Below are 22026 nucleotides of genomic sequence, written 5' to 3' on the forward strand. Positions count from 1 at the left end.
CTTGTCGGTGCCCCGTTTCAATGCGGCAGGGTCAGGCTCAGGTTGTCGATCAGCCGCGTCGGACCCAGTCGTGCTGCGGCGAGCAGCACGGCGTCGCGCGTCGATGCGTCGACTGGGCCCAGGTCGGTGGCACGCAGTTCCAGGTAGTCGGGCTCGAAACCGGCCTCTCTCAGGCGGGCCAGTCCCGTGGCGAGGGTGGAATCGAGCGCCGCGCCGCCTTCCAGGGCATCACGCAGCTCGCGCAGGGTTCGCTGCAGGGCAGGGGCCGTCTGGCGCTGTTCGGCGCTCAGGTAGCCGTTGCGCGAGGACAGTGCCAGGCCGTCCCGGTCGCGCACGATGGGCACGCCGACCACCTCGATCGGAAGATGGAGGTCGGCCACCAGGCGTCGGATGACCGCCAGCTGCTGGTAGTCCTTCTCGCCGAAGCAGGCCAGGTCGGGTTGGGTCAGGTTGAAGAGCATGGTCACGACGGTCGCCACGCCATCGAAGTGCCCCGGCCGGGAACCGCCGCATAGGCCCTCCGAGACCTCTGGCACGCTGACATGCGTCTGGGCATGGCCGCCGCGAGGGTAGAGCGTGGACTCATCGGGCGCGAACAGCAGGTCGCAGCCGGCATCGACGAGCTTTTCCCGGTCCGCCTCCAGGGTGCGCGGGTAGGCGTCCAGGTCCTCGCCGGGACCGAACTGCGTCGGGTTGACGAAGATGGTGGCCACCACGATATCGGCTCGTCGGCGTGCCTCGGCCACCAGCGCGAGGTGGCCCTCGTGCAGGTTGCCCATGGTCGGCACCAGGCCGATGGTCCGCCCCGCCCGGCGGTGGCTGGCCAGGGCGTCGCGCAGTGCGTGGATCTCCTGCAGGCATTGCATCAGAAACAGTGCTCCTCGGCCGGGAAGCGACGCGCCTTGACCGCCTCGTGGTAATGGCGGAAGGCTGTCGGGATGTCAGCGGCCTCGGTCATGAAGTTTTTCACGAAGCGAGGGCTGCGCCCGGGGGTTACCCCCAGGATATCGTGCATGACCAGGATCTGGCCGTCGGTGTCGGGGCCAGCGCCGATGCCGATGACCGGGACATCGAGTGCCTCGGTGATGGCACGCCCCAGGCTGGCGGGAACGCACTCCAGCAGGATCACTGTTGCCCCGGCGTCGACCAGGGTGCGGGCATCCTCGAGGATGCGGGTGGCCTGGTCGGCGTCACGGCCCTGTACCTTGTAGCCACCGAGCTGGTGGACGGTCTGTGGCGTGAGCCCCAGGTGGGCGCAGACCGGCACGCCACGGCGCGTCAGTTCGCGCACGCCCTCGGCCATCCAGGCTTCACCTTCCACCTTGATCATTTCGGCGCCGGCGCGCATCAGCTCGCCGGCATCATGGAGCAGGCGCTCGGTGGTGGCATTGCTCATGAAGGGCAGGTCGGCCATCAGCAGGCTGGCCCCCTTGCCACGGGCCACACAGCGAGTGTGGTAGCGGATGTCGTCGAGGGTCACCGGCAGAGTGCTGGCGTGCCCCTGCAGCACCATGCCCAGGGAGTCCCCGACCAGGAGAACCTCGATGCCGGCCTCACTGGCGGCATGGGCGAAGGTGGTGTCATAGGCGGTCAGGCAGCTGAAGGTTTCACCAGCGCGCTTATGGGCCTGCAGCGTGCTCAGGGTGACGGTTTTCATGGCGTGCTCTCGTTATGTTGTCGGCTGGCCGGCGGTGACCGGGGCCATTGTGTAACCCTTGATTGTTACCTGAATTCGGCTGAGGTGTCGATAGGTAACACTGATCAGACCTTGTCAGGGCTTGGGTAACATTCTAGGCGGTATCTTCGCCGGGGGCGCCTCTTCCGACAGGCTTGCCGCCAGGGAAGCGACATCATGACCGTCCGGAAGGACCAGGGTCGGTGCGATCTCGGCCAATGGCACCAGCACGAAGGCTCGCTGCGTCATTTCCGGATGCGGGAGCGTCAAGCGAGGCGTGGCAAGACATTGTGCATCGAAGAGCAGCAGGTCAAGGTCCAGCGTGCGTGGTCCCCAGCGTCGTTCACGCACCCGACCATGGCGCTGTTCGAGGGCCTGTAACTGGTCGAGCAGAGCCAATGGCGACAGCCGTGTTTCCAGCTGGGCGACGGCGTTGATGAAGTCAGGCTGGTCGGCGGGGCCGATGGGCCGGGTCGCATAGAGATGCGAGGCGTGTTGACGCCTCGTCAGGGGCAGGTGGTGCAGTTCGTCCAGGGCGCGTTCGACATGGGCTCGCGGCGCATCCAGGTTGCTGCCGAGGCCGATCCAGGCAAGGCTCATGTGTCGTCGCTAGGGTTGCGCGGCTTGCGCCTGCGGCGTCGGCGACGCTTGCGCGGGGCCGGTGTCCCGGCCGGGTCGGCGTCGACCTTGCCGAGCAGGCGGCGTTGTTCGTGTTCATCGGCCTGCTGGAAGGCGGTCCACCAGTCGCCGAGTCCGGGGGCGATCTCGCCGGCGGCCTCGCGCAGCAACAGGAAATCGTAGGCGGCGCGGAAGCGAGGATGGTCGCGTGTCTGGAAAGCGCGTTTGCCCCGCCGCGAAGGCAGGCGTTGTTGCAGGTCCCAGATATCGCGCATCGGCAGGCTGAAGCGCTTGGGGATGGAGACGTGCTGCAGCTGGCGCGATACGACACGCTGCGATGCCGCCTGGAGCGCGGGAATCGGTGGCATGTCTTCCTCCCGCTCGTAGTCGCGTTGGCGCAACTGCACCGGTCCCCACAGCAGAGCGGCGAACAGGAAGGCTGGCGTCACCGGACGTTCTTCCTGAACGCGTTTGTCGGTGCTGGCCAGGGCCTGCTCGATCAAGCCCTCGGCCCAGGGCAGCTCGGCGAAGGCTTCGTCGGCCTCGGGAAACAGCATGGCGAACAGCCCGTATTCCCGCAGCAGGTGGAAGGTCTCGACACCGTGGCCGCCCATGAACAGCTTGAGCACCTCGTCGAACAGCCGGGCCGGCGGTACCTGCAGGAGCAGCGGGGCGAGCTCCTCGATCGGTGCTTCGGTGGCGCTGGCCAGGCCGAAGTCGAGCTTGGCGGCGAAGCGCACGGCGCGCAGCATGCGCACCGGATCTTCTCGGTAGCGAGTGGCCGGATCGCCGATCAGCCGCAGGGTGCGGGCATCGATATCGCGCACCCCGTCCGCGAAATCATGAATCGAGAAATCGGCGATATTGTAATACAGCGCATTGATCGTGAAGTCGCGGCGCAGGGCGTCTTCCTCGATGTCGCCCCAGACATTGTCGCGCAGCAGCATGCCGTCGTCGGATTGCTGGGCGATATGGTCGCCGTGGTCATCACCGGGTTTGCCCCGGAAGGTGGTGACCTCGATGACCTCGCGGCCGAAACGAACATGCACGATGCGGAAGCGGCGCCCGATGATGCGTGAGTTGCGGAACAGGCCACGGACCTCTTCCGGCGTGGCATTGGTGGCCACGTCGAAATCCTTGGGCATGCGCCCCAGGAGGGCATCACGGATGCAGCCGCCGACCAGGAAAGCCTCGAACCCGGCATTGTGCAGGCGGTACAGCACCTTGAGAGCCGCGTCACTGAAAAGCTGACGCGAGACAGGATGTTCATCGCGGGGAATGATGCGCAGCACAGGGCCTCCGGCCGGCGCATCCTGAGGGCCGAACAGCGACTTGAGATGCTCGCCCGGACTCTGCAGAAAGCGGGTAAAACCTTTGATCATGCGGTGTTGTCGACTCGCGGGAGTACGAAAAGCGTTGAGTGTAGCGGACACCCGACACCTTGCAAAGCGTGAGCCTGTCGTGCGTTGGGCGCAAGCGCCTCGTGGGCACGCGATGGCGGCAGTCTGAACGGATACAGAAAGGGGAGGCCGACTGGCCTCCCCTGGATCAAGCAAGGTGCAGCATCCCTGCTGCTGGTTCTTCTTCGTGATGGCGCATCGCCTTGAATACGCACCACAGTCACCAAGGAGTCTCAGGCAAGCATGTTGTTGTCTTTATTGACGTTCCTGGCGGCGACCGCCTCGTATTCAAAACAATAATCCAAGCACGACGGCATGCCTGGCATACCTTCCCCCGGTGGCTTGTTGTTGTTGCCGGGAGTGCACCCTGACGGCCCTTGTTCTTGTTGTCGGCCGGTTGTCGGTGCGTCGCGTCCTGATCTTCCGGCTTCGAGTTCTTGTTGTTGTTGACCTCGAAGGACTCGCGTCCATTGCCGTTGCTGTTCTTGTTGTCGGCATGGCGCTCAAGTGCCTCGACCCGAAGAGTTTGTTGTTGTTGGCTCGGGTCCTGTCACCTTGTCTGGCCATTGTTGTTGTTGAGGCCGCCGGTGACATCCGGATTTGTTTTTCTTGCCCATACATGTTGCACGGCTTGTGCCAGTGATTGAAAAATCCTTTATTTTCATTATCTTGTGGTTTTTCATCATTTTGTCACCTGAAAAGTGCAGGGGCAGTGTTACCCGGATTGCCCCGAGATGGCGCACAGGCTGTGTGAGAAGGTAACAGATGGTGCGTGACACCGGCCGGGGAGCACATGAGCCGGGTGTTGGCTCGGGAGGTGTTGCGCTTGCACTTTAGTCGAGGTTGCAGAGTGACGGATCAGCCGACGTTGCGCCGGGGACCCTTCTTGCGGGGAATGCCCAGGCGTTGGCGACGCTCCCACAGGCATTTGCGGCTGATGCCGAGTTTCTGGGCCAGCTCGGTTTCGCTCATCTGATCCTGGTGCTCCAGCACGAAGTGCTGAAAGTAGTCTTCCAGAGAGAGGTCTTCGGGATCCTCGTTGTCTTCCGGGGATTCGTCGAGTGTTGTCACCTTGGCGGCAGTCGCAGGGGCCGGACGTGGTGGTGGAGTGAGACCCAGGTCGTCGGGATGGATGAGGTGACTTTCGGCGAGGATGACACCACGCTCGAGGGCGTTTTCCAGCTCACGCACGTTGCCGGGCCAGGGAAAGTCGCGGATGACGCGCCGGGCGGCTCGGGAGAGGCGCAGGCCCTCGCGGTCATGACGGCGGCAGGCCTTGGCGAGCAACGAATCGGCGATCTCCAGGATGTCATCGTCGCGATCTCGCAGCGGCGGGAGGTCGATCTGCATCACGTTGAGGCGATAATACAGGTCGAGGCGGAATTCACCTGTCTTCGACAGCGCATGCAGGTCCCGATGGGTGGCGGCGATCAGGCGAACGTTGACGTGTCGCGTCTCCACCGAGCCGATCTTGCGGATCTCGCCCTCCTGCAGGACACGCAGCAGGCGGGCCTGGGCGTCGGGTGGCAGTTCGCCGATCTCGTCAAGAAACAGGGTGCCGTGATCGGCGGCCTCCACCAGGCCGGTGCGGGCGGCATTGGCGCCAGTGAAGGCGCCTTTCTCGTGACCGAACAGTTCGGACTCGATCAGCGTCTCGGGAATGGCGGCGCAATTGACGCAGATCAGTGGCGCGGCAGCACGCTTGCTCTGCTGGTGGAGGGCGCGGGCCACCAGTTCCTTGCCGGTACCGGACTCCCCCTGGATCAGTACGGTGACATCGGCGGGCGCGGTCTTGCGGATGCGCGAGTAGACGACCTGCATGGCCGAGCAGTTGCCGATCATCGTCTGCTGTTGGCCGCCCTGGTCAGTGACATCGGGCGGCGTGGCCTGCCGGGTGGCTTGCTGATGCAGGACACGGGAGACGGTCTCGAGCAGCTCGTCGTGGTCGAAGGGCTTGGCGACATAGTCCACCGCACCGAGCTTCAGCGCTTCCACCGCCGATCGCATGCTGGCGTAGCTGGTCATGATCAGCACCGGTACCGGGGCGGCGATGGTGATGAGGTCGGTACCGGGTTCGCCGGGCAGACGCAGGTCGCTGATCACCAGGTCGAAGCGCTGCGGGTCGAGCTCGCGGGCTTCGGCCACGGAACCGGCTTCACTGACGTCATGGTCGTGACGCTCCAGCAGGCGCCTCAGGGCGCTGCGAATGATGGCTTCGTCTTCAACGATCAGGATCCGGCTCATGGGTGCTTTCACCAGTCTCTGGATGGAGGGGCAACCATAGATGGATGCGCGTACCGCTGGCCTGTCCGGCAGGTGGGGACTCGATCTCGATCTGGCCATCGTGCTCGGCGACGATACTGTAGACCAGCGGCAGGCCTAGACCGGTGCCCTCACCCGCCGGTTTGGTGGTGGTGAAGGGCTCGAACAGATGGTCGCGCATGGCCGGGTCGATGCCGTGGCCTTCGTCGGTGATGGTCAGGTGCAGGCACCTGTCCTCCGGGGTGGCATCGATGATGACGCGATCTCCCGGTTCGCTGGCATCCCTGGCGTTGCCCAGCAGGTTGATCATCACTTGTTGCAGGCGTTGTGCGTCCCCGATGACGGCCTGGTCGGTCGGGCAGCGGTTCTCATATCGGACATCCTCCCCCGAGCGGGCGAGCCGGATCAAGTGCAGGGCCTCGTCGGTGACACTGGCCATGGCGGTGGGGGCGAAGTCCGCACCGGTGACGTGTCGGCCTCCATGGGCGAACCCGACCAGTGAGCCGACGATCTTCGAGACACGGTCGGTCAAGGCCTGGATCTGGTCGGCGGTCTCCAGCAGGGCGGGGTCGTCAGTGTCGTAACGCAGGTTCTGGGCCAGTGAGGAGATGCCGGTGATGGGGTTGCCGATCTCGTGGGCGACGCCGGTGGCCAACTGGCCGATGGAGGCGAGACGAGCCGCGTGGACCAGTTCATCCTCCAGCCACTTCATCTCGCTGTGATCCTCCACCAGGATGACATTGCCGCCGTCTTCGCCTTGTTCGCCCTGCAGGCCGGCGCGGTGCAGGGTCAGGTAACGTTCGCCCCGTGACAGGTTGGCCGGCTGCTTGTAGAGGCGGCCCTGCGGCGCGGCGAGAATCTGGCCGAGCAGGTCGTTCCAGGGCGCGGGAAGGGTGTCGCGGTGGGCCCCGATCACCGAGTCTCCCTCGATGCCGGAAAGCTCGGTGAGCGCATCGTTCCACATCAACAGCTCGCCATCCTCGCCGAAGGCACACAGGCCGATGGGCAGCCGGGTCAGGGTACGCCGGTGGTAACGTCGCAGGCCGTCGAGCTCTCTTGCCAGGCCGGTGAGTCGCGAGCGATAGGCCTCCAGTCGGCTCTCGACGAAGTGGATGTCCTCGGTGGCACTGGGGCCGTTGTGTCGATAGGGCAGGCAACGATCGACGATGTCCTGGGCGACTGAGGGCCCCATCAGGCCGGAGAGGTTGGCCTGGATGCGGTCGCGCAGGCGGCGCAGGGCATAGGGGCGCCCGTCCAGGGGGGACAGGCCGAGTGAGGTCAAGGCGTGCTCCACCTCGCGATGGGCGACATCCTCGCCCAGTACGCGCGTCAGGTGGCGCTTGAATTCGGCGCCATTGGTGGCGACCAGGGGCAGCCGCATGGGGCGCACCACGGCATCCACGGAGCAGGCCTCGGCCGCCGCGCGTTCTCCCGCCGAGGTTCGGGTGGCCAGGGAGACGAGGATGAAGGTCAGGATATTCGCCGCCAGCGAGACCAGGGTGACGCTGTACCAGGCCGGCTCGCCGGCCAGAACTTCCAGGCCCGGGGGAAGGACCAGCATTGCCGGATAGTCGGTGAGCAAGGGGACCCACAGGCCAGCCAGCCAGATCGCCATGCCCACGGCGAGCCCGGACACCATCCCCTTGCGATTGGCTCCTGGCCAGTACAGCAAGGCCAGCATGCCCGGCAGGCACTGGGCCATGCCGACGAAGGAGGCCAGCCCCAGGGTGGAGAGGTCATGGTGCACGCCGACAAGGCGATAGAACAGCCAGCCGCCGACGATCACCGCGGCGATCAACCCACGACGCAGCCAGCGTAGCCAGCGATAGAGGTCGGGTTGGGCAATGGGGGGATGCGCCACCAGTACCAGGTGGTTGAGGATCATTCCCGACAGGGCCAGCGAGATGATGATCATGGTGCCGCTCGCTGCGGCCAGTCCGGCGATGAAGGCCAGGCCACCGACCCACCACGAGGAAGACAGGCCAAAGGCCAGGTAGGCGGCGCCGGCGCCCACCTCGTCGACCCCCAGACGTTGTGTGGCCCACAGAATCAACGGAACCGGAAGGGCCATCAGCAGCATGAACAGCGGCAGCGCCCAGCTGGACTGGAGCAGCGTACGCCTGTCGAGGGCTTCGGCGAAGGTGATGTGAAACATGTGCGGCATCAGGAAAGCCGCCGAGAAGAACAGCAACAACAACGTACGCCATTGGGCCGGGTCGAGCTGGGCGATGCGAGTCTGGGCGAGGTGACCGGCGCCATCGAGCCAGGTCTGGAGGTCGGCGGGGCCCTCGAAGACTCCGAATAGGGCAACGGCGCCGAGAGCCAGCATGGCAGCCAGCTTGACCAGCGACTCCAGGGCAATGGCGGCCAGCAGGCTGTCGTGCCGGGCACTAAGGTGTGAGTGGCGGGCTCCGAACAGCATGGCGAACAAGGCGATCAGCAGACTGAACCCCAGGGCCAGCAAGGAGGGCGAGCCAACACCACTGAGGCGGTGGATGGCATGGCCCATGGTCTGTATCTGCAAGGCCAGCAAGGGAAGCACGGCCAGCAGGCTGACCAGGGTCAGCAAGGTGCCGACCCAACGTGAGCGGAAGCGAAAGGCAAACAGGTCGGCCAGCGAGGAGAGCTGGTGGGTCCGGGTCATGCGCTGGATCGGTACTAGCAGCACCGGGGCCAGCAGAAAGGCACCGGCGACCCCCAGGTAGTAGGACAGGTAGCCGAATCCGTAGCGGCTGGCGAACTCGAGGCTGCCGTAGACCGCCCAGGCACTGGCGTAGACGCCGAGCGCCAGCGTGTAGACCGCCGGATGACGTACCAGGCGGCTCGGCAGCCAGCCGCGGTCGACGGCCAGTGCGCAGAGGAAAAGCAACGACAGGTAGCCGACGCCGAGTGCGAGCAGGCCGGGGAGGTTAAGACTCATTGTCGTATCGTCCCCCTAGTGTCCTGTATCAAAAGTTGACTGTAGAATTCTGGCGGCTCCTTGGGCCGCCATGCAGCGTTGCCATTCCTCGCCATAGCGCTGCTATGCCTCGTCACGGCGCCTTGCCTGGCGGTCCAATGCGCTCGCCATCTCTTCAACGAACTTCCGAAACAGGACACTAGCGCCTTTCATCGAGCTTGCGTTTCTGTTCCAGCCACAGGGTCAGGGCGATCAACCCGCCCCAGATGAGAAAAGGGCGATACCAGGCGACGCCGGGGTTGGCCCAGCCGCTCATCAACAGCGGTGAGAACAGGTAGCCGCTGAAGACCAGGAATAGCATGATGCGGTAGACGTACATGTCACTCCCTAAAGAGCATTGTGCCTGGGTTCACGCCGTTCCGCCGTAGCCTGCAGGGAACGAGGCGACCAGTGCGCAATGGCCCAGTCGAGCTGCGAGGACACCGGCTCGGTAGCCAGCCCCGAAGGTGGTGCCTGGTCCAGAGCGATCAGAGCACGATGCAGCAGGGGGCGTACGGCATCCTCCTGTTCCGGCAGGGCCGGCGCCAGGTTCTGCTTCGACAGCTTCTGCCCATTGTCTCCGAGGATCAATGGCAGGTGCAGATAACGTGGCGCCGGTAGTGCCAGGGCGTGCTGCAGCTGGCGTTGCCAGAGCATGTTGTCCAGCAGGTCGAAGCCACGTACCACATCGGTGATGCGCTGATCGCCGTCGTCGACCACCACGGCCAGTTGATAGGCCCAGAGGCCGTCCTTGCGCTTGAGGACGACATCACCGAACGAGGCGGCATCGAGACGTTGTCGGCCGAACAATCGGTCCTGCCAGGTGACCGGGGTCGGGCCGAGGTCGCTGCGCAGGCGCCACGCCAGGGGCTTGTCCGGTTCGCGAGGGCCCGTTCGGCACCAGCCAGGATAGACGGGGTAGTCGCGCCACTGCTTGCGCGAGCAACTGCAGGGGTAAGCCAGTCCCAGGGCCTCGAGCCGGGTAAGCGCCTCGTGGTAGGCGTCGTCGCGATCGTGCTGCCAGTGAACAGGGCCGTCCCAGTGAAGGCCGAAGGCCTCGAGCTGGCGCAGAATGGTATCCGCCGCGCCGGCCGGGCAGCGGGGCGGATCGATGTTCTCGATGCGCAATAGCCAGTGGCCATGCTGGTGACGAGCATCCAGATAGCTGGCCAGTGCCGCGATCAGCGAACCGAAGTGCAAGGGGCCAGAAGGCGTGGGAGCGAAGCGGCCACGGTAGGCGCGCATGGGCGGCTCCGGGGCGAATCAGGGAAGCGTGACTTGCATGCCTGAGGCATGTCGTCAGCATCTTCCCGGGTGAAGGGACGCCGGGCCACCCGAGCCCGGCGCGGAAAGCCGAAGGCAGCGCCGCTCAACCGCCGAGCTGTTTTTCCTTGAGCTCGGCGAGGGTCTTGCAATCGACGCACAGCGTGGCGGTAGGACGCGCCTCGAGGCGGCGAATGCCGATTTCGACGCCGCAGGCCTCGCAGAAGCCGTAGTCGTCCTCGTCGATCTTTTCGATGGTCTCGTTGATCTTTTTCAGCAGCTTGCGCTCACGGTCGCGGGTGCGCAGCTCCAGGCTGAAACCTTCTTCCTGAGTGGCGCGATCGGCCGGGTCGGCGTAGTTGTTCGCTTCTTCCTGCAGGTGGCGAACCGTGCGGTCCACTTCCTCCATCAACTCTTGTTTCCAGCCCAGCAGGATCTGCCGGAAGTGCTCGAGCTGCTTCTCGTTCATGTACTCTTCACCCGCTGCAGGCTCGTACGGGGTGAATTTCTTGGGCGCTTCCATCTTCTGTTCGGCTACTGGCATGGGACTGCCTCGCTACTTTAGTGACTGCTGATCAATACCCGCCGCGATGCTAAGGTATCTCACGCCAAAGGGATGCTTGTTTAGCGAAAAAATGGCGACTTTGCAAGACCCATGTTTTTGGAGACCGTTTCATGGAGACCGGTCTACAAGATCAATCCAGGAAACTGCGTCGGCATGCCAAACGTCGTAACATGCCGAGCGTTGACCCTTTTTGACCATGGCGAGCGAAAAAAATGCCCGCCGGCGGCACTCTCGGAGGCCGTTCACGTGCAGAGGAGATTGCCATGTCCTGGAGCTCGCGTCTGGAGGGCGTCGCCTCCTTCCGCGTGATGAACCTGCTGGAAGCCGCCCAGTCGCGCGAAGCGGCCGGACACGATGTCATTCATCTGGAGATCGGCGAGCCGGATTTCCCGACGCCGTCACCGGTCGTGGAGGCAGGTCAGCAAGCCCTGAACGAAGGTCATACCCGCTACACGCCGGCCACTGGCCTGCCGGCATTGCGTGAGGCCATCGCGTCACATTATGCCGAGCACTTCGGCGCCTCGGTGGCGCCCGAGCGCATTCTGGTCACGCCCGGTGCCTCAGGGGCGCTGCTGTTGGCCAGTCAGCTGCTGGTGGAGCCCGATGATCGGGTGCTGATGGCCGACCCCACCTATCCGTGCAATCGCCATTTCATGGCGCTGGCCGGTGCCGAAGTCGATGCCGTGCCGGTCGACGGAGAGAGCGGTTGGCAGCTGGATGCCGGCCTGGTGGCGAAGCATTGGCGAAAGGCCACCAGGCTGGCCATGCTGGCCACGCCATCGAACCCCACCGGCCATATGCTCGACGCCGATCGCCTGGCTCTCGTGGCGGAAGCCGTGAAAGAACGTGGGGGACACTTGCTGGTCGACGAGATCTATCAAGGGTTGACCTATGACCTGGCCCCCCTGTCGGCGACGGCGATAGCGCCGGAGGCTTTCGTCGTCAACAGCTTCTCCAAGTATTTCGGCATGACCGGCTGGCGCCTGGGCTGGCTGGTCGCACCGGAGGCGGCGGTCGAGCCGCTCTCCCGGCTGGCGCAGAATGTGTTTCTGGCGGCTTCCACGCCGGCGCAACACGCCGCTCTGGCAGCCTTTCGTCCCGATTGCCTGGCCCTGCTCGAGCAGCGTCGCGTCGAGCTGCAGCGCCGCCGTGACGCCTTGCTCGATGGTCTGGCCTCCCTGGGGCTGGCACCGTCGTTGCCGCCCCAGGGGGCCTTTTACCTGTGGTTGGACATCTCCCGTTATAGCGACGACAGCGAGGCCTTTTGCCTGCGCCTTCTCGAGGAAGAGAACGTGGCCATCACGCCGGGTACCGATTTTGCTCTGCAGGGTGGCGAACGTCATGTGCGTATCGCGTTTACCACCGATGTCGAGCGGCTCGAGGAAGCGGTCGGACGACTCGAGCGCTTCCTGGCACGCCACTGGGGGCAAGCGTGATGCATTATCCCGACCTGGTGGCCGGCACTCTGCTGCGACGCTACAAGCGTTTCCTGGCCGATGTGCGCCTCGACGATGGGCGCGAGGTGGTCGCCCACTGCCCCAATACCGGCTCGATGCGGGCAGTCAATGTCCCCGGTTGCCGGGTCTGGCTGGCGCCGAGCACCAACCCTGCGCGCAAGCTGGCCTGGACCTGGGAACTGATCGAGCTGCCCCAGCCGGATGGCCATATGGCGCTGGCTTCGGTGCATACGGGACGCGCCAACCGCATCGTCGAGGAAGCGTTGCGGGCGTCGAGGGTCGACGAACTGAACGGTGCCGGCGAATGGCGTCGCGAGGCGAGTGTCGAAGGGGCTCGACTGGACTTTCGTCGTCCGGGCGAGGATGGGCTCGACACCTTCGTCGAGGTCAAGCAGGTGACGCTGCGCGAAGGCGACGGTCACGGTTACTTCCCCGATGCTGTCAGCGCGCGTGGGCGCAAGCATCTGGAAACGCTGGCTACTCTGGCCAGTCGCGGGCATCGTGCTGTCCTGCTGTTTTTCGTGGCCCACGAGGGCATTGCCGATGTGGCGCCGGCGGCTCACCTGGATCCAGCCTATGCCGAGACGCTGGTGCGGGTGGCGGGGCAGGGCGTGGAGGTCATGGCACGTGGTGTCCGGATCGCCCGAGGCGGTGACGGGCAGCCGCTGACCGTTTCCATGGGTGAAGCCTTGCCGACAAGGCTGGTCTGACGGGGCGTGATCAATCGGTCCGGGGGCGACAATGGGGCAGGGCTGTCAGCACTCGGTCAAGGGCCTCCTGGCCATGCGTCTCGCCGGCGATTCGCTGCCACCATTGACGGTGAATGGCGCGTACCCGCACGCGGATGTTCGGGACGCCGATTACTTGGCTCATGGCCAGGCGATGCAGGCCCTTGTTGGTCTTGACCAGGTACCCGTGGCGGTCCACCGCCACGCCCAGGGGATCCTTGCTCAGCCGGTCATCGAAGCCGAAACAGGCGATGGATTCCATGTACAGATGATAGCGCCGTAGATAGGCCAGGATGCGCTCCGGACGGTCAAGCATGACGCCGTCGGAATGGGAAACAATGGGCTTGCCTCGGGCCAGTCGCTCGGCGAGCCGATGATAGCTGTGGCTCTGCTCCGGTCGACGGCGGTGGTGCCAGATGTCGGCGATGAAGTGCATGCGACGACTGGCGAGAAAGGGGTGCAGGGATGCATCCCAGTCGCCGCCCCAAAGCAGACGGTTACCGACCCAGTGGCGGCGCTTGCGGTCGGGAAAGGCGCTCTGGTAGTCGAGCTGGTGCAACAGCTCGCGTGGTGCCACCTTGACCTCCAGCAGCCTGGCGTAGCGTTCCTCTATCACATGGCGAGGCAGGCCCTGCTTTTCGATCCAGGTGCCTCCCGGAGCCTGATGTCGCCACAGCGTGAAGGCTCCCTGTGCCAGCGGTTGAGCGATATAGCGATTCAGCCCTCCCATGGTGCGGCGACTCACGCGCGAAAGCCGCATGCGGGATGCAATGGCCGGCGAAAACAGCCGAGGATCCGCGGGTTCGCCACTGGGTGTGGGAGGCATGTTCCGGGCGCTCCTGAGCAATACCAGTGCATCGGTCAGGCGTGCTTTCAGCCCGACGCTGGTGTTTGCCGGCGGCAGGCGTTCGGCCATGGTGCAGAGTCGTTGCGGTGACAAGGCCTCGGGCAGGGATAATGGGGGTGGCAGGACGACAGGGGAGTCGGCTGCGATGTTGAGCGATGGCGACGAGCCCAACTCCGGGGCTTCCAGCTGGCTATTGAGGCGGCTGGCGAAGATACGCATCAGCCAGTGTTCGGGGCCCTCATCGGCAGGCTGGAAACGCCACACATCATGCCAGGCAAGCTCGAGCGTATCCTGTACCACGGCCTCGATGTCGTCGGGCGTCTCGAGGAACTGCTCGGCCACCGCCAGCAGCTGAGGGACGCTATGGCGGGCCAGCAGCTCGAGACCGGCGGGGGAACCCTGTGCGCAGGCGTTCAGGGCATCGCCAAGGCGCGAACAGGCGATGTCCGAAGCGTGCGGTACCTCAGGGGGCGGCACGGGAGCTCCGGCGGGTAACACGGAAGATGGCGATCTCGCCGAGCAGGTTGGGCCACAACCGCGAGGCCCAGTGGTCGCGGTAGTCCCCGGCACCTACGGCTCGATCGACGATCACCAGATCTTTCTGGCGACACAGGTGCTCGAAGTCGTTGAAGGTCGACAGATGGATGTTGGGCGTGTCATACCAGGCGTGGGGCAGGGATTTCGAAACCGGCATGTAGCCGCGCAACCCGAGGTGTACCCGGTGACGCCAGTAGGCGAAGTTGGGGAAGGTGATGATGCATTCCTCGGCGACGCGCAGCATCTCGTCGAGCATCCGGTCGGGGCGGCGAAGGGCCTGCAGGGCCTGGGTCATCACCACCAGATCACAGGCATCGTCCTCGAAGTTGGCCAGTCCTTCGTCGAGGTTCTGCTCGATGACATTGACGCCGCGTGCAAGACAGCGGGTGATACCGTCCGGGTCGATCTCCAGGCCGTAGCCGGTGACGTTCTTGTCGTGTGCCAGGGCGGCAAGCAAGGCGCCATCGCCACACCCCAGGTCGAGCAGGCGGGCGCCTTGCGGGACCCAGTCATAGATCAGTTTCAGGTCGGTGCGCATCATGAGCGTTCCTCCAGCCCCTGGTCGTGTGCCACTCGGTCCATGAAAGCGGCAAACACTGCCTGATAGCGGGGCTCGGGCAATAGAAAGGCGTCGTGGCCGTGTGGCGAGTCGATATTGGCATAGCTGACCGGTTTGCCGGCCCGTATCAGGGCATTGACCAGTTCCTTGGAGCGCGATGGAGGAAAGCGCCAGTCGCTGGAGAAGCTGATGACCAGGAAGGGGCAGTTTGCCGGCGCCAGGGCGGCGGCCAGGTCGCCCTCATGGTTGGCGGCGGGATCGAAATAGTCCAGCGCCTTGGTCATCAGCAGGTAGGTATGGGCATCGAAGGATGAAGAAAAGGTGTCGCCCTGGTGTCGCAGGTAGGACTCCACCTGGAATTCCACGCCATAGCCGAAGTTGAGGTCCGTGCTTCGCAGGTCTCGGCCGAACTTGCTGCCCATGGCGTCTTCCGACAGATAGGTGATGTGGCCGACCATGCGGGCCAGCTTGAGGCCCCGCCGGGGGAGGGTGTCATGGTCGGCATAGCGGCCGTCGAAGAAGTCGGGGTCCGAACGGATGGCCTGCCGGGCGACCTCGTTGAAGGCGATGTTCTGTGCCGAGAGCTTGGGCGTTGCCGCAATCACCCCGGCATGGGCGATGCGATCGGGGTAGGAGAGAGCCCATTGCAGTACCTGCATGCCGCCCAGGCTTCCGCCGATGATGGCGGCGAAGCGCTGGATGCCGAGACGGTCGGCTAGCCGCGCCTGGCTGTGAACCCAGTCGAGCACTGTCATCATCGGGAAGTCGGGGCCCCAGGACTCGCCGGTTTCCGGGTTGAGACTGGTGGGTCCGGTACTGCCGTGGCAGCCGCCGAGATTGTTCAACGACACCACGAAGAAGCGGTCGGTATCGATGGATTTGCCCGGCCCGATATGGGCATCCCACCAGCCGGGCTTGCGGTCCTCCGACGAATGGAAGCCGGCGGCATGGTGATGCCCGGACAGGGCGTGACAGATCAGCACGGCATTGCTGTGCTCGGCGTTGAGCGTGCCGTACGTCTCGTAGACCAGGTCATAGGCCGGCAGCGTCTTGCCGCAGGCCAGCTCCAGGGGGTCGTCGAAGTGTGCCGTGAGCGGCGTCACCAAGCCGACCGATTCGCGAGGCATCTCGGTCATCAGGCGTGTCGTGTCCCGTCGTTATGGTGTTATGTATGCATTCCTAGAGGCCGACCAGTACACCGACGACGCCGGCGGCACGGATCAGCGAGCCGACCACAATACCATCGATCAGGTTGATGGCGATGAACACCACGATGGGTGACAGGTCGAGCATGCCCAGCGGCGGAATGACGCGACGCACCGGCGCCATGATCGGCTCTACCAGTTGCATGATCAAAAGCGCTCCGGGGTGGCTGGCACGTGGGGCCACCCAGCTGAGGATGATCATCACGATCAACGCGAAGAAGTAGATCTTCAGGATCGCGTTGGCCAGTGCGGCCACGGCGCCGATGGCCAGACTGTCCAGTGGCGCCATGCCATAGCCCGCGATCTGCAGGATGGCAATGATGGCGATGAGCTTGATGACCAGGCCGCTGGCCAGGGTCGCCAGGTCGAAGCGCCCCATGACTGGCCCCAGAAAGCTCTGGAAGGGACGCACCGCCGGCTGAGTGATCTTGACCACCGACTGGCTGATGGGATTGTAGTAGTCGGCCCGTGACGCCTGCAGAAGAAAACGCAGCATCAGCAGGAACAAGTAGATATTGATGAGGGTGTTGACCAGCAGCAGGCCGGCGTTTCCCAGTTGACTGCCCATCAGGGCTCCTCCGTGTCCGTGGTTGTTTCAGCGTTTGCCGAGTTCGTCGGCCATTTCGCCCGCGCGCGTGGCACAAGCGCGCATCGCGCCTTGCATGATGTCGCGCAGGCCGGCGTTCTCCATGTGCTCGATGGCGCGTTCGGTGGTGCCGCCGGGCGACATCACGTTGCGCTTGAGTTCGCCGGGTGTCTTGTCGCTGTCCATGGCCATGCGGGCGGCACCGTAGGCCGTCTGCATGGCGAGCCGGCGAGCCGTCTCGGCGGGCAGCCCGAGGTCGGCGCCGGCTTGCTCCATGGCTTCGAACATCAGGAAGAAGTAGGCCGGGGCGCTGCCGGAGACAGCGGTCACGGCGTCGAGCAACGCCTCCTCATCGACCCATTCGACCAACCCTACGGCTTCGAGCAGGTCGCCGGCGATGCGTCGCTGGTCGTTCGTGACCCTGGTATTGGCGTACAGGCCTGCGGCACCGGCACCGACCAGTGACGGCGTGTTGGGCATGCAGCGTACGACCGGCAGGTCGCCACCGAGCCAGTGCTCCAGGGTGTCGGCGGGCAGGCCGGCGGCCACCGAAATGATCAACGGCTTGCGGGCCTGGACGGCATCGCGCATGTCGGTGCAGACGGCCTGCATGATCTGAGGCTTGACCGCCAGGACCACCACATCGGCCCGGGCCACGGCGGTCGCGTTGTCGGTCTCGGTATGAATGCCCAGACGCTCGCGCAACGGGGCGAGCGCGCCGTCATCTGGTGAGGTGGCAGTAATGGCGTCGCGGGCGTAACCGCTGTCGATCATTCCGCCGATGATCGCGCCGGCCATGTTGCCGGCGCCGATGAAGGTGACTTGGCTTGCCATGCGGTCTGTCCTGTGTGGGTGACGATGGTGGCCCGACGGTGCGGGCATGAAACTTCAGGGGCGCTGGCGTGCGCCGAAGATGGCGGTGCCCAGTCGCACCAGGGTCGCGCCTTCCATTACCGCTGCCTCCATGTCGCCGCTCATGCCCATCGACAGTGTATCCAGCGGTGCCTCGGGGAGTCGTGTGCGCAGTGACTCCAGGGCCTCGCGCAACCGGATGAAGGGACGACGCTGTTCTACCGGGTCGATGCTGGGTGCCGGAATCGCCATCAGGCCACGCAACCGAAGATTCGGCAAGGCATGTACGGCGTCGGCCAGGGCCGGGAGTTCGCTGAGCGTGATGCCGGACTTGCTGGCCTCGTCGCTGATGTTGACCTGAAGGCAGATGTTCAAGGGGGGCAGCGATGTCGGACGTTGCGCATCGAGGCGTCGCGCGAGCCGTTCTCGGTCTACGCTGTGTATCCAGGCGAAGCGCTCGGCGACGATGCGGCTCTTGTTGGACTGCAGCGGGCCGATGAAATGCCAGACGATATCGTTCAGGTCTGCCAGCTCGGCCTGCTTGTCCAGGGCTTCCTGGACATAGCTTTCGCCGAACTCGCGCTGCCCGAGTTGCCAGGCCTCACGGATCATGGACGTGGGCTTGGTCTTGCTGACCGCGAGCAGGCGAGCGTCGTCGACGGGGCGGCCCGCGGCCTGCAGTGCCGCCGAGAGGCGTGCGCGTGCGGCGGTCAAGGGCTCGGAAAGCGCCGGATCCGTCATGTCGTGTGGTCCGTCATGCAACAGGAACCCCTGTATAGGGAGCGAGGGAATCGCATGAATATTACCGAACTGCTGGCCTCCTCGGCAAAGCGGGGCGCCTCCGACCTGCATCTGTCGGCTGGCATGGTACCGATGTTACGCGTCGATGGCGTTCTGGAAGCACTCGGCGTGTCCGTCATCGATGACTCGACCCTGCGCCGGGAACTGCAGGCGTTGCTCGGTGAGTCACGCTGGGCGGCGTTCAACGCGGAACTGGAAGCCGATGTTGCTCTGGACCTCCCGGGGGTGGCTCGTTTCCGCGGCAATGTCTTTCAGCACGGTCGTGGCATCGGTGCGGTATTCCGCACCATTCCCGGTGGTGTGAAGGGGCTGGTCGAGCTTGGCATGGCGGAGTCTCTGGGGCGGCTGGCCGCGTTGCGTCGAGGCCTGGTCCTGGTAACGGGGCCCACCGGGTCGGGCAAGAGCACGACCCTGGCGGCGATCATCGATGCCATCAACGAGACGCGGCATGATCACATCCTGACCATCGAGGATCCGGTGGAGTTTGTGCATCACGGCAAGCGGTGCCTGATCAATCAGCGCGAGGTCTCGCGGGATACCCGAAGCTTCGCTGCTGCCTTGCGTGGAGCCCTGCGCGAGGACCCCGATGTCATCCTCGTTGGCGAGATGCGCGACCTGGAGACCATGCGGCTGGCGCTGACCGCCGCCGAGACGGGACACCTGGTACTGGGAACCCTGCATACACTCTCGGCGGCCAAGACCATCGATCGCATCATCGACGCCTTCCCCGGCCCCGAACAGGGCATGGTGCGGGCGATGCTGTCGGAATCCCTGCAGGCGGTCGTCTCGCAGGTGCTGTTGAAGCGCTGTGGGGGCGGGCGCGTGGCGGCTCATGAAGTCATGGTCGCCACACCGGCGGTCCGTAACCTGATTCGCGAGGACAAGGTAGCGCAACTGCATTCGGTGCTGCAGACCGGTGCCGCCCAGGGCATGCAGACGCTGGATGCGGCACTGGCACGGCTGGTTGCCGATGGTGTGGTGGCGCGTGACGAAGCGCAGGCGCACGCACGGTCTCCCCTGCCGGGGCTTTAAGGCACCGTCAAGGCGCGTAGACCCCGCCCAGGGTGCGTGGTCCGGCGGCCCCGGTGACCGAGGGGAGGTTGCCGGGCAGCTGCTCGAGCCTCCGCCAGGCCAGCCAGGCAAAGGCGCCCGCCTCGAGCCAGTCGGCGGGCCAGCCGAGGCTGGCGCTGTCTTCCAGGGGCGTGTCGGGCAATTGGCCGGCAAGTCTGGCGAGCAGGTCCGGGTTGTGCGCACCGCCGCCGCAAGGGATCAGGCGACCGATCGGTGGCGCATCGAGCCGTTCGCGGGCCATCTCGATGCCCAGAGCGATGCTGGTGGCCGTGAGTGCTGCCAGCGTTGCCTGCACGTCCTGTGGGCACTCGCCTCCGGACAGTCGCCCCTCCAGCCAGCCGAGGTTGAACAGCTCTCGACCAGTGCTGCGCGGAGGCGGCTGATGAAAGAATTCTTCTTCCAGAAACCGCTCGAGGAGGGCGTCGTCCACACGTCCCGAGGCTGCCCAGGCGCCACCTTCGTCGAATTCTCCGCCAAGATGCCGCGCGTGCCAGGCGTCCAGCAGTGCATTGGCGGGGCCGGTATCGAATCCCAGTGGCGCTCGGGCGTCGTGCTCGGGTGGCAGCAAAGTGAGATTGGCAAAGCCACCGAGGTTGAGGATGACCCGCCATTCATCGGCATCCCGAAAGACGGCCTGATGAAAGGCGGGAGCCAGGGGCGCGGCTTGACCGCCCGCGGCCAGGTCGCGACGCCTGAAGTCGGCGACCACGCGGCAGCCGGTCAATTCGGCCAGCAGGCTGGGATTATCCAGTTGCAGGGTATAGGCGGGGCCACCATCGTGCCCCGTCGGCGCGTGCTCCACGGTCTGGCCATGGCTGCCGATGGCGGTGATGGCCGAAGCCGGGATGCCCTGTTGTTCGAGCAGGGCATTGACCGCTCTGGCCTGCAGCCGGGAAAAGTCGGCTTCGGCAGCGGCCAGTTCGGCGAAGCTGATGTGCCCGGCATGGCAGAGCCGCCATAGTAGCTCGCGGAGGCGAGGCGGCATCGATTCGCCATGGGTTGCCAGGAGTCGAGGTGGGGCGTCGGAGGTGATGTCGACCAGGGCGGCGTCGACACCATCGAGGCTGGTGCCGGACATCAGGCCGATGAATAAGCTCATGGGGGCTCCCGGGATAGGCTCAACCGTCGTTGCGGAGCATGATAGCATTGGAGCGGTACAGTCGCCGATCAAGGTCCCGGGAGGACCGCCTTGCCGAGTGGAGAGGAGAGAATGACCGATGTTACCGACGCGCTAGCCTTGCTCAAGCGCGGTACCCACGAGATTCTTCTGGAAGAAGAGCTGGAGAAGAAACTGGCCTCCGGTCGTACCCTGCGCATCAAGGCGGGGTTCGATCCCACCGCGCCGGATCTGCACCTGGGGCACAGTGTGCTGCTGACCAAGATGCGTCAGTTTCAGGATCTCGGTCATGAGGTCATTTTCCTGATCGGCGATTTCACCGGACGTATCGGCGATCCCACCGGCAAGAACGTGACGCGCAAGCCGCTCACGGAAGAGGAAGTGCGAGCCAACGCCGAGACCTACAAGGAACAGGTCTTCAAGGTGCTCGATCCTGCCAAGACCGAAGTGCGTTTCAATGCCGAATGGTTCTCCTCCATGAGTGCTGCCGACATGATCGAGCTGTCGGCCCAGAGCACCGTGGCGCGCATGCTCGAACGGGACGATTTCGAGAAGCGCTATCGCGCCGGCCAGTCGATTTCCATCCATGAGTTCCTCTACCCGCTCGTGCAAGGCTATGACTCCGTGGCGCTGGAGGCCGACATCGAGCTCGGTGGTACCGACCAGAAGTTCAACCTGCTGATGGGCAGGGAGGTGCAGAAGCACTTCGATCAGGAGTCTCAGGTCGTCATCACCATGCCGTTGCTGGAAGGGCTGGATGGCGTCCAGAAGATGTCCAAGTCGTTGGGCAACTATGTCGGGGTCGACGAAGCACCGGGCGCCATGTTCAACAAGCTGGTGTCCATGCCCGATAGCTTGATGTGGCGTTACTTCGATCTGCTATCTCTGAAGAGCAATGAGGAGATCGATGCGCTCAAGTCCTCGGTGGACCAGGGAGCGAATCCTCGGGATATCAAGATGGAGCTGGCGCGTGAGTTGATCGGTCGTTATCACGGCGAAGAGGCGGCGGCCAATGCGCACCGCAGTGCCGGTAATCAGCTGGCCGACGGCGAGTTGCCCGAGGACCTGCCCGAAGTGGATGTCGATTTCGAAGGAAGTGACCGGGCGCCCATCGCCGCCGTGCTCAATCGCGCCGGGCTGGTGCAGAACAGCGCCCAGGCCAAGGACATGCTGGGTAATGGGCGGGTGAAGGTCGATGGCGAGGTGGTTGCCCGCGATCATATGCTCGATACCGGCAAGCGTTACGTGATTCAGGCCGGCAAGAAACGCTATGCGCGAGTGACGCTCACCTGATATCCGCTCCCCGTGCGACCAGGCCATGAACGCCCGCCACGAGCGGGCGTTTTCGTCGATGGTCTCGGGATGTGTCTTGTCCACAGCCGGCATGTGCCGCAAGGGGCTGTGGATGCATTGTCATCGCCTTGCGATCTTTTCGTCACGTTATTGTCGCAAAGGGCTTGCATCACCGGCTCGTGATCCGTAAAGTACGCATCCGCTGCCGGCGACGGGCAACGTTGCAGGCGGTGAAAGGTGGCAAAAGCACCT

20 protein-coding genes are annotated in these 22026 nt (G+C 64.7%); 4 read left to right on the plus strand and 16 right to left on the minus strand.

Annotated features, from left to right (window positions below):
- Positions 1 to 17: 17 nt before the first annotated feature.
- The 9 genes from panC to dksA all read right to left on the minus strand — a co-directional run bounded on the left by panC (position 18) and on the right by dksA (position 10700).
- Entirely contained in the window at positions 18 to 866 is an 849-nt protein-coding gene (panC, locus tag RSO41_RS02910) for a pantoate--beta-alanine ligase (protein ID WP_315617559.1), read from the minus strand.
- Entirely contained in the window at positions 866 to 1657 is a 792-nt protein-coding gene (gene panB, locus RSO41_RS02915) for a 3-methyl-2-oxobutanoate hydroxymethyltransferase (RefSeq protein WP_315617560.1), read from the minus strand. Before panB ends, panC begins: the two co-directional genes overlap by 1 nt.
- A 114-nt stretch (positions 1658 to 1771) precedes the next feature.
- Positions 1772 to 2275 carry a 2-amino-4-hydroxy-6-hydroxymethyldihydropteridine diphosphokinase gene (folK, locus tag RSO41_RS02920; RefSeq protein WP_315617561.1) on the minus strand — a complete coding sequence of 168 codons (504 nt, stop codon included), beginning with the start codon at positions 2273 to 2275 and terminating at the stop codon, positions 1772 to 1774.
- Positions 2272 to 3675 (minus strand): polynucleotide adenylyltransferase PcnB, encoded by a 1404-nt coding sequence (pcnB, locus tag RSO41_RS02925; protein ID WP_315617562.1) that lies wholly within the window; start codon positions 3673 to 3675, stop codon positions 2272 to 2274. Before pcnB ends, folK begins: the two co-directional genes overlap by 4 nt.
- Positions 3676 to 4551: 876 nt before the next feature.
- Positions 4552 to 5937 carry a sigma-54 dependent transcriptional regulator gene (locus RSO41_RS02930; protein WP_315617563.1) on the minus strand — a complete coding sequence of 462 codons (1386 nt, stop codon included), beginning with the start codon at positions 5935 to 5937 and terminating at the stop codon, positions 4552 to 4554.
- Positions 5915 to 8875, minus strand: coding sequence for a sensor histidine kinase (locus RSO41_RS02935; RefSeq protein WP_315617564.1), 2961 nt, complete (start codon positions 8873 to 8875; stop codon positions 5915 to 5917). The genes RSO41_RS02930 and RSO41_RS02935 overlap by 23 nt, the downstream gene beginning before the upstream one ends.
- A 178-nt stretch (positions 8876 to 9053) precedes the next feature.
- Positions 9054 to 9233, minus strand: a complete 180-nt coding sequence (locus RSO41_RS02940) for a hypothetical protein (RefSeq protein ID WP_315617565.1) — start codon at positions 9231 to 9233, stop codon at positions 9054 to 9056.
- Between the two features lie 8 nt (positions 9234 to 9241).
- Positions 9242 to 10138, minus strand: coding sequence for a tRNA glutamyl-Q(34) synthetase GluQRS (gluQRS, locus tag RSO41_RS02945; protein WP_315617566.1), 897 nt, complete (start codon positions 10136 to 10138; stop codon positions 9242 to 9244).
- 124 nt (positions 10139 to 10262) lie between these two features.
- Entirely contained in the window at positions 10263 to 10700 is a 438-nt protein-coding gene (gene dksA / locus RSO41_RS02950) for an RNA polymerase-binding protein DksA (protein ID WP_064700528.1), read from the minus strand.
- Between the two features lie 284 nt (positions 10701 to 10984).
- Between dksA and RSO41_RS02955 the strand changes: the two genes are divergently transcribed.
- Entirely contained in the window at positions 10985 to 12157 is a 1173-nt protein-coding gene (locus RSO41_RS02955; protein WP_315617567.1) for a pyridoxal phosphate-dependent aminotransferase, read from the plus strand.
- Positions 12157 to 12888: a DNA/RNA nuclease SfsA gene (gene sfsA / locus RSO41_RS02960; RefSeq protein WP_315617595.1), complete on the plus strand. Its 732-nt coding sequence runs from the start codon at positions 12157 to 12159 to the stop codon at positions 12886 to 12888. The genes RSO41_RS02955 and sfsA overlap by 1 nt, the downstream gene beginning before the upstream one ends.
- A gap of 10 nt (positions 12889 to 12898) precedes the next feature.
- Here the strand turns inward: sfsA and RSO41_RS02965 are convergent, their stop codons facing one another.
- Genes RSO41_RS02965 through RSO41_RS02990 form a run of 6 tightly spaced genes read right to left on the minus strand, consistent with a single transcriptional unit; the run spans position 12899 to position 18233 of the window.
- Positions 12899 to 14230 (minus strand): hypothetical protein, encoded by a 1332-nt coding sequence (locus RSO41_RS02965; protein ID WP_315617568.1) that lies wholly within the window; start codon positions 14228 to 14230, stop codon positions 12899 to 12901.
- Positions 14217 to 14828: a methionine biosynthesis protein MetW gene (metW, locus tag RSO41_RS02970; RefSeq protein ID WP_315617596.1), complete on the minus strand. Its 612-nt coding sequence runs from the start codon at positions 14826 to 14828 to the stop codon at positions 14217 to 14219. The genes RSO41_RS02965 and metW overlap by 14 nt, the downstream gene beginning before the upstream one ends.
- Positions 14828 to 15985 carry a homoserine O-acetyltransferase gene (locus RSO41_RS02975; RefSeq protein WP_315617569.1) on the minus strand — a complete coding sequence of 386 codons (1158 nt, stop codon included), beginning with the start codon at positions 15983 to 15985 and terminating at the stop codon, positions 14828 to 14830. Before RSO41_RS02975 ends, metW begins: the two co-directional genes overlap by 1 nt.
- A gap of 43 nt (positions 15986 to 16028) precedes the next feature.
- The gene (locus RSO41_RS02980) at positions 16029 to 16622 is read right to left on the minus strand and encodes a YggT family protein (RefSeq protein ID WP_315617570.1); all 594 of its coding nucleotides are present in this window, start codon (positions 16620 to 16622) and stop codon (positions 16029 to 16031) included.
- Between the two features lie 27 nt (positions 16623 to 16649).
- The gene (gene proC / locus RSO41_RS02985) at positions 16650 to 17474 is read right to left on the minus strand and encodes a pyrroline-5-carboxylate reductase (RefSeq protein ID WP_315617571.1); all 825 of its coding nucleotides are present in this window, start codon (positions 17472 to 17474) and stop codon (positions 16650 to 16652) included.
- A 54-nt stretch (positions 17475 to 17528) separates the two neighbouring features.
- Positions 17529 to 18233 carry a YggS family pyridoxal phosphate-dependent enzyme gene (locus RSO41_RS02990; protein WP_315617572.1) on the minus strand — a complete coding sequence of 235 codons (705 nt, stop codon included), beginning with the start codon at positions 18231 to 18233 and terminating at the stop codon, positions 17529 to 17531.
- Positions 18234 to 18287: 54 nt separating this feature from the next.
- Between RSO41_RS02990 and RSO41_RS02995 the strand changes: the two genes are divergently transcribed.
- Positions 18288 to 19325: a type IV pilus twitching motility protein PilT gene (locus RSO41_RS02995; protein ID WP_315617573.1), complete on the plus strand. Its 1038-nt coding sequence runs from the start codon at positions 18288 to 18290 to the stop codon at positions 19323 to 19325.
- A 7-nt stretch (positions 19326 to 19332) separates the two neighbouring features.
- Here RSO41_RS02995 and RSO41_RS03000 read toward each other — a convergent pair whose 3' ends face one another.
- The gene (locus RSO41_RS03000; RefSeq protein WP_315617574.1) at positions 19333 to 20463 is read right to left on the minus strand and encodes an anhydro-N-acetylmuramic acid kinase; all 1131 of its coding nucleotides are present in this window, start codon (positions 20461 to 20463) and stop codon (positions 19333 to 19335) included.
- Between the two features lie 111 nt (positions 20464 to 20574).
- On the opposite strand from RSO41_RS03000, the gene tyrS reads away from it, so the two are divergent.
- The gene (tyrS, locus tag RSO41_RS03005) at positions 20575 to 21774 is read left to right on the plus strand and encodes a tyrosine--tRNA ligase (protein WP_315617575.1); all 1200 of its coding nucleotides are present in this window, start codon (positions 20575 to 20577) and stop codon (positions 21772 to 21774) included.
- The last annotated feature ends 252 nt before the right edge of the window (positions 21775 to 22026 follow it).

It is taken from the genome of Halomonas sp. I1, from assembly GCF_032334135.1.
In the GTDB taxonomy this organism is placed as follows: Bacteria; Pseudomonadota; Gammaproteobacteria; order Pseudomonadales; family Halomonadaceae; genus Halomonas.

Bases quoted from the DNA above. Each gene is read 5' to 3' on its own strand.
- RSO41_RS02990 (WP_315617572.1), bottom strand. From the start codon at position 18,233: ATGACGGATCCGGCGCTTTCCGAGCCCTTGACCGCCGCACGCGCACGC.
- sfsA (WP_315617595.1), top strand. From the start codon at position 12,157: ATGCATTATCCCGACCTGGTGGCCGGCACTCTGCTGCGACGCTACAAG.
- gluQRS (WP_315617566.1), bottom strand. From the start codon at position 10,138: ATGCGCGCCTACCGTGGCCGCTTCGCTCCCACGCCTTCTGGCCCCTTG.
- pcnB (WP_315617562.1), bottom strand. From the start codon at position 3,675: ATGATCAAAGGTTTTACCCGCTTTCTGCAGAGTCCGGGCGAGCATCTC.
- RSO41_RS02955 (WP_315617567.1), top strand. From the start codon at position 10,985: ATGTCCTGGAGCTCGCGTCTGGAGGGCGTCGCCTCCTTCCGCGTGATG.
- tyrS (WP_315617575.1), top strand. From the start codon at position 20,575: ATGACCGATGTTACCGACGCGCTAGCCTTGCTCAAGCGCGGTACCCAC.
- RSO41_RS02995 (WP_315617573.1), top strand. From the start codon at position 18,288: ATGAATATTACCGAACTGCTGGCCTCCTCGGCAAAGCGGGGCGCCTCC.
- RSO41_RS02940 (WP_315617565.1), bottom strand. From the start codon at position 9,233: ATGTACGTCTACCGCATCATGCTATTCCTGGTCTTCAGCGGCTACCTG.
- dksA (WP_064700528.1), bottom strand. From the start codon at position 10,700: ATGCCAGTAGCCGAACAGAAGATGGAAGCGCCCAAGAAATTCACCCCG.
- RSO41_RS02980 (WP_315617570.1), bottom strand. From the start codon at position 16,622: ATGGGCAGTCAACTGGGAAACGCCGGCCTGCTGCTGGTCAACACCCTC.
- RSO41_RS02935 (WP_315617564.1), bottom strand. From the start codon at position 8,875: ATGAGTCTTAACCTCCCCGGCCTGCTCGCACTCGGCGTCGGCTACCTG.
- RSO41_RS03000 (WP_315617574.1), bottom strand. From the start codon at position 20,463: ATGAGCTTATTCATCGGCCTGATGTCCGGCACCAGCCTCGATGGTGTC.
- metW (WP_315617596.1), bottom strand. From the start codon at position 14,828: ATGCGCACCGACCTGAAACTGATCTATGACTGGGTCCCGCAAGGCGCC.
- panC (WP_315617559.1), bottom strand. From the start codon at position 866: ATGCAATGCCTGCAGGAGATCCACGCACTGCGCGACGCCCTGGCCAGC.
- RSO41_RS02930 (WP_315617563.1), bottom strand. From the start codon at position 5,937: ATGAGCCGGATCCTGATCGTTGAAGACGAAGCCATCATTCGCAGCGCC.
- RSO41_RS02975 (WP_315617569.1), bottom strand. From the start codon at position 15,985: ATGACCGAGATGCCTCGCGAATCGGTCGGCTTGGTGACGCCGCTCACG.
- panB (WP_315617560.1), bottom strand. From the start codon at position 1,657: ATGAAAACCGTCACCCTGAGCACGCTGCAGGCCCATAAGCGCGCTGGT.
- proC (WP_315617571.1), bottom strand. From the start codon at position 17,474: ATGGCAAGCCAAGTCACCTTCATCGGCGCCGGCAACATGGCCGGCGCG.
- folK (WP_315617561.1), bottom strand. From the start codon at position 2,275: ATGAGCCTTGCCTGGATCGGCCTCGGCAGCAACCTGGATGCGCCGCGA.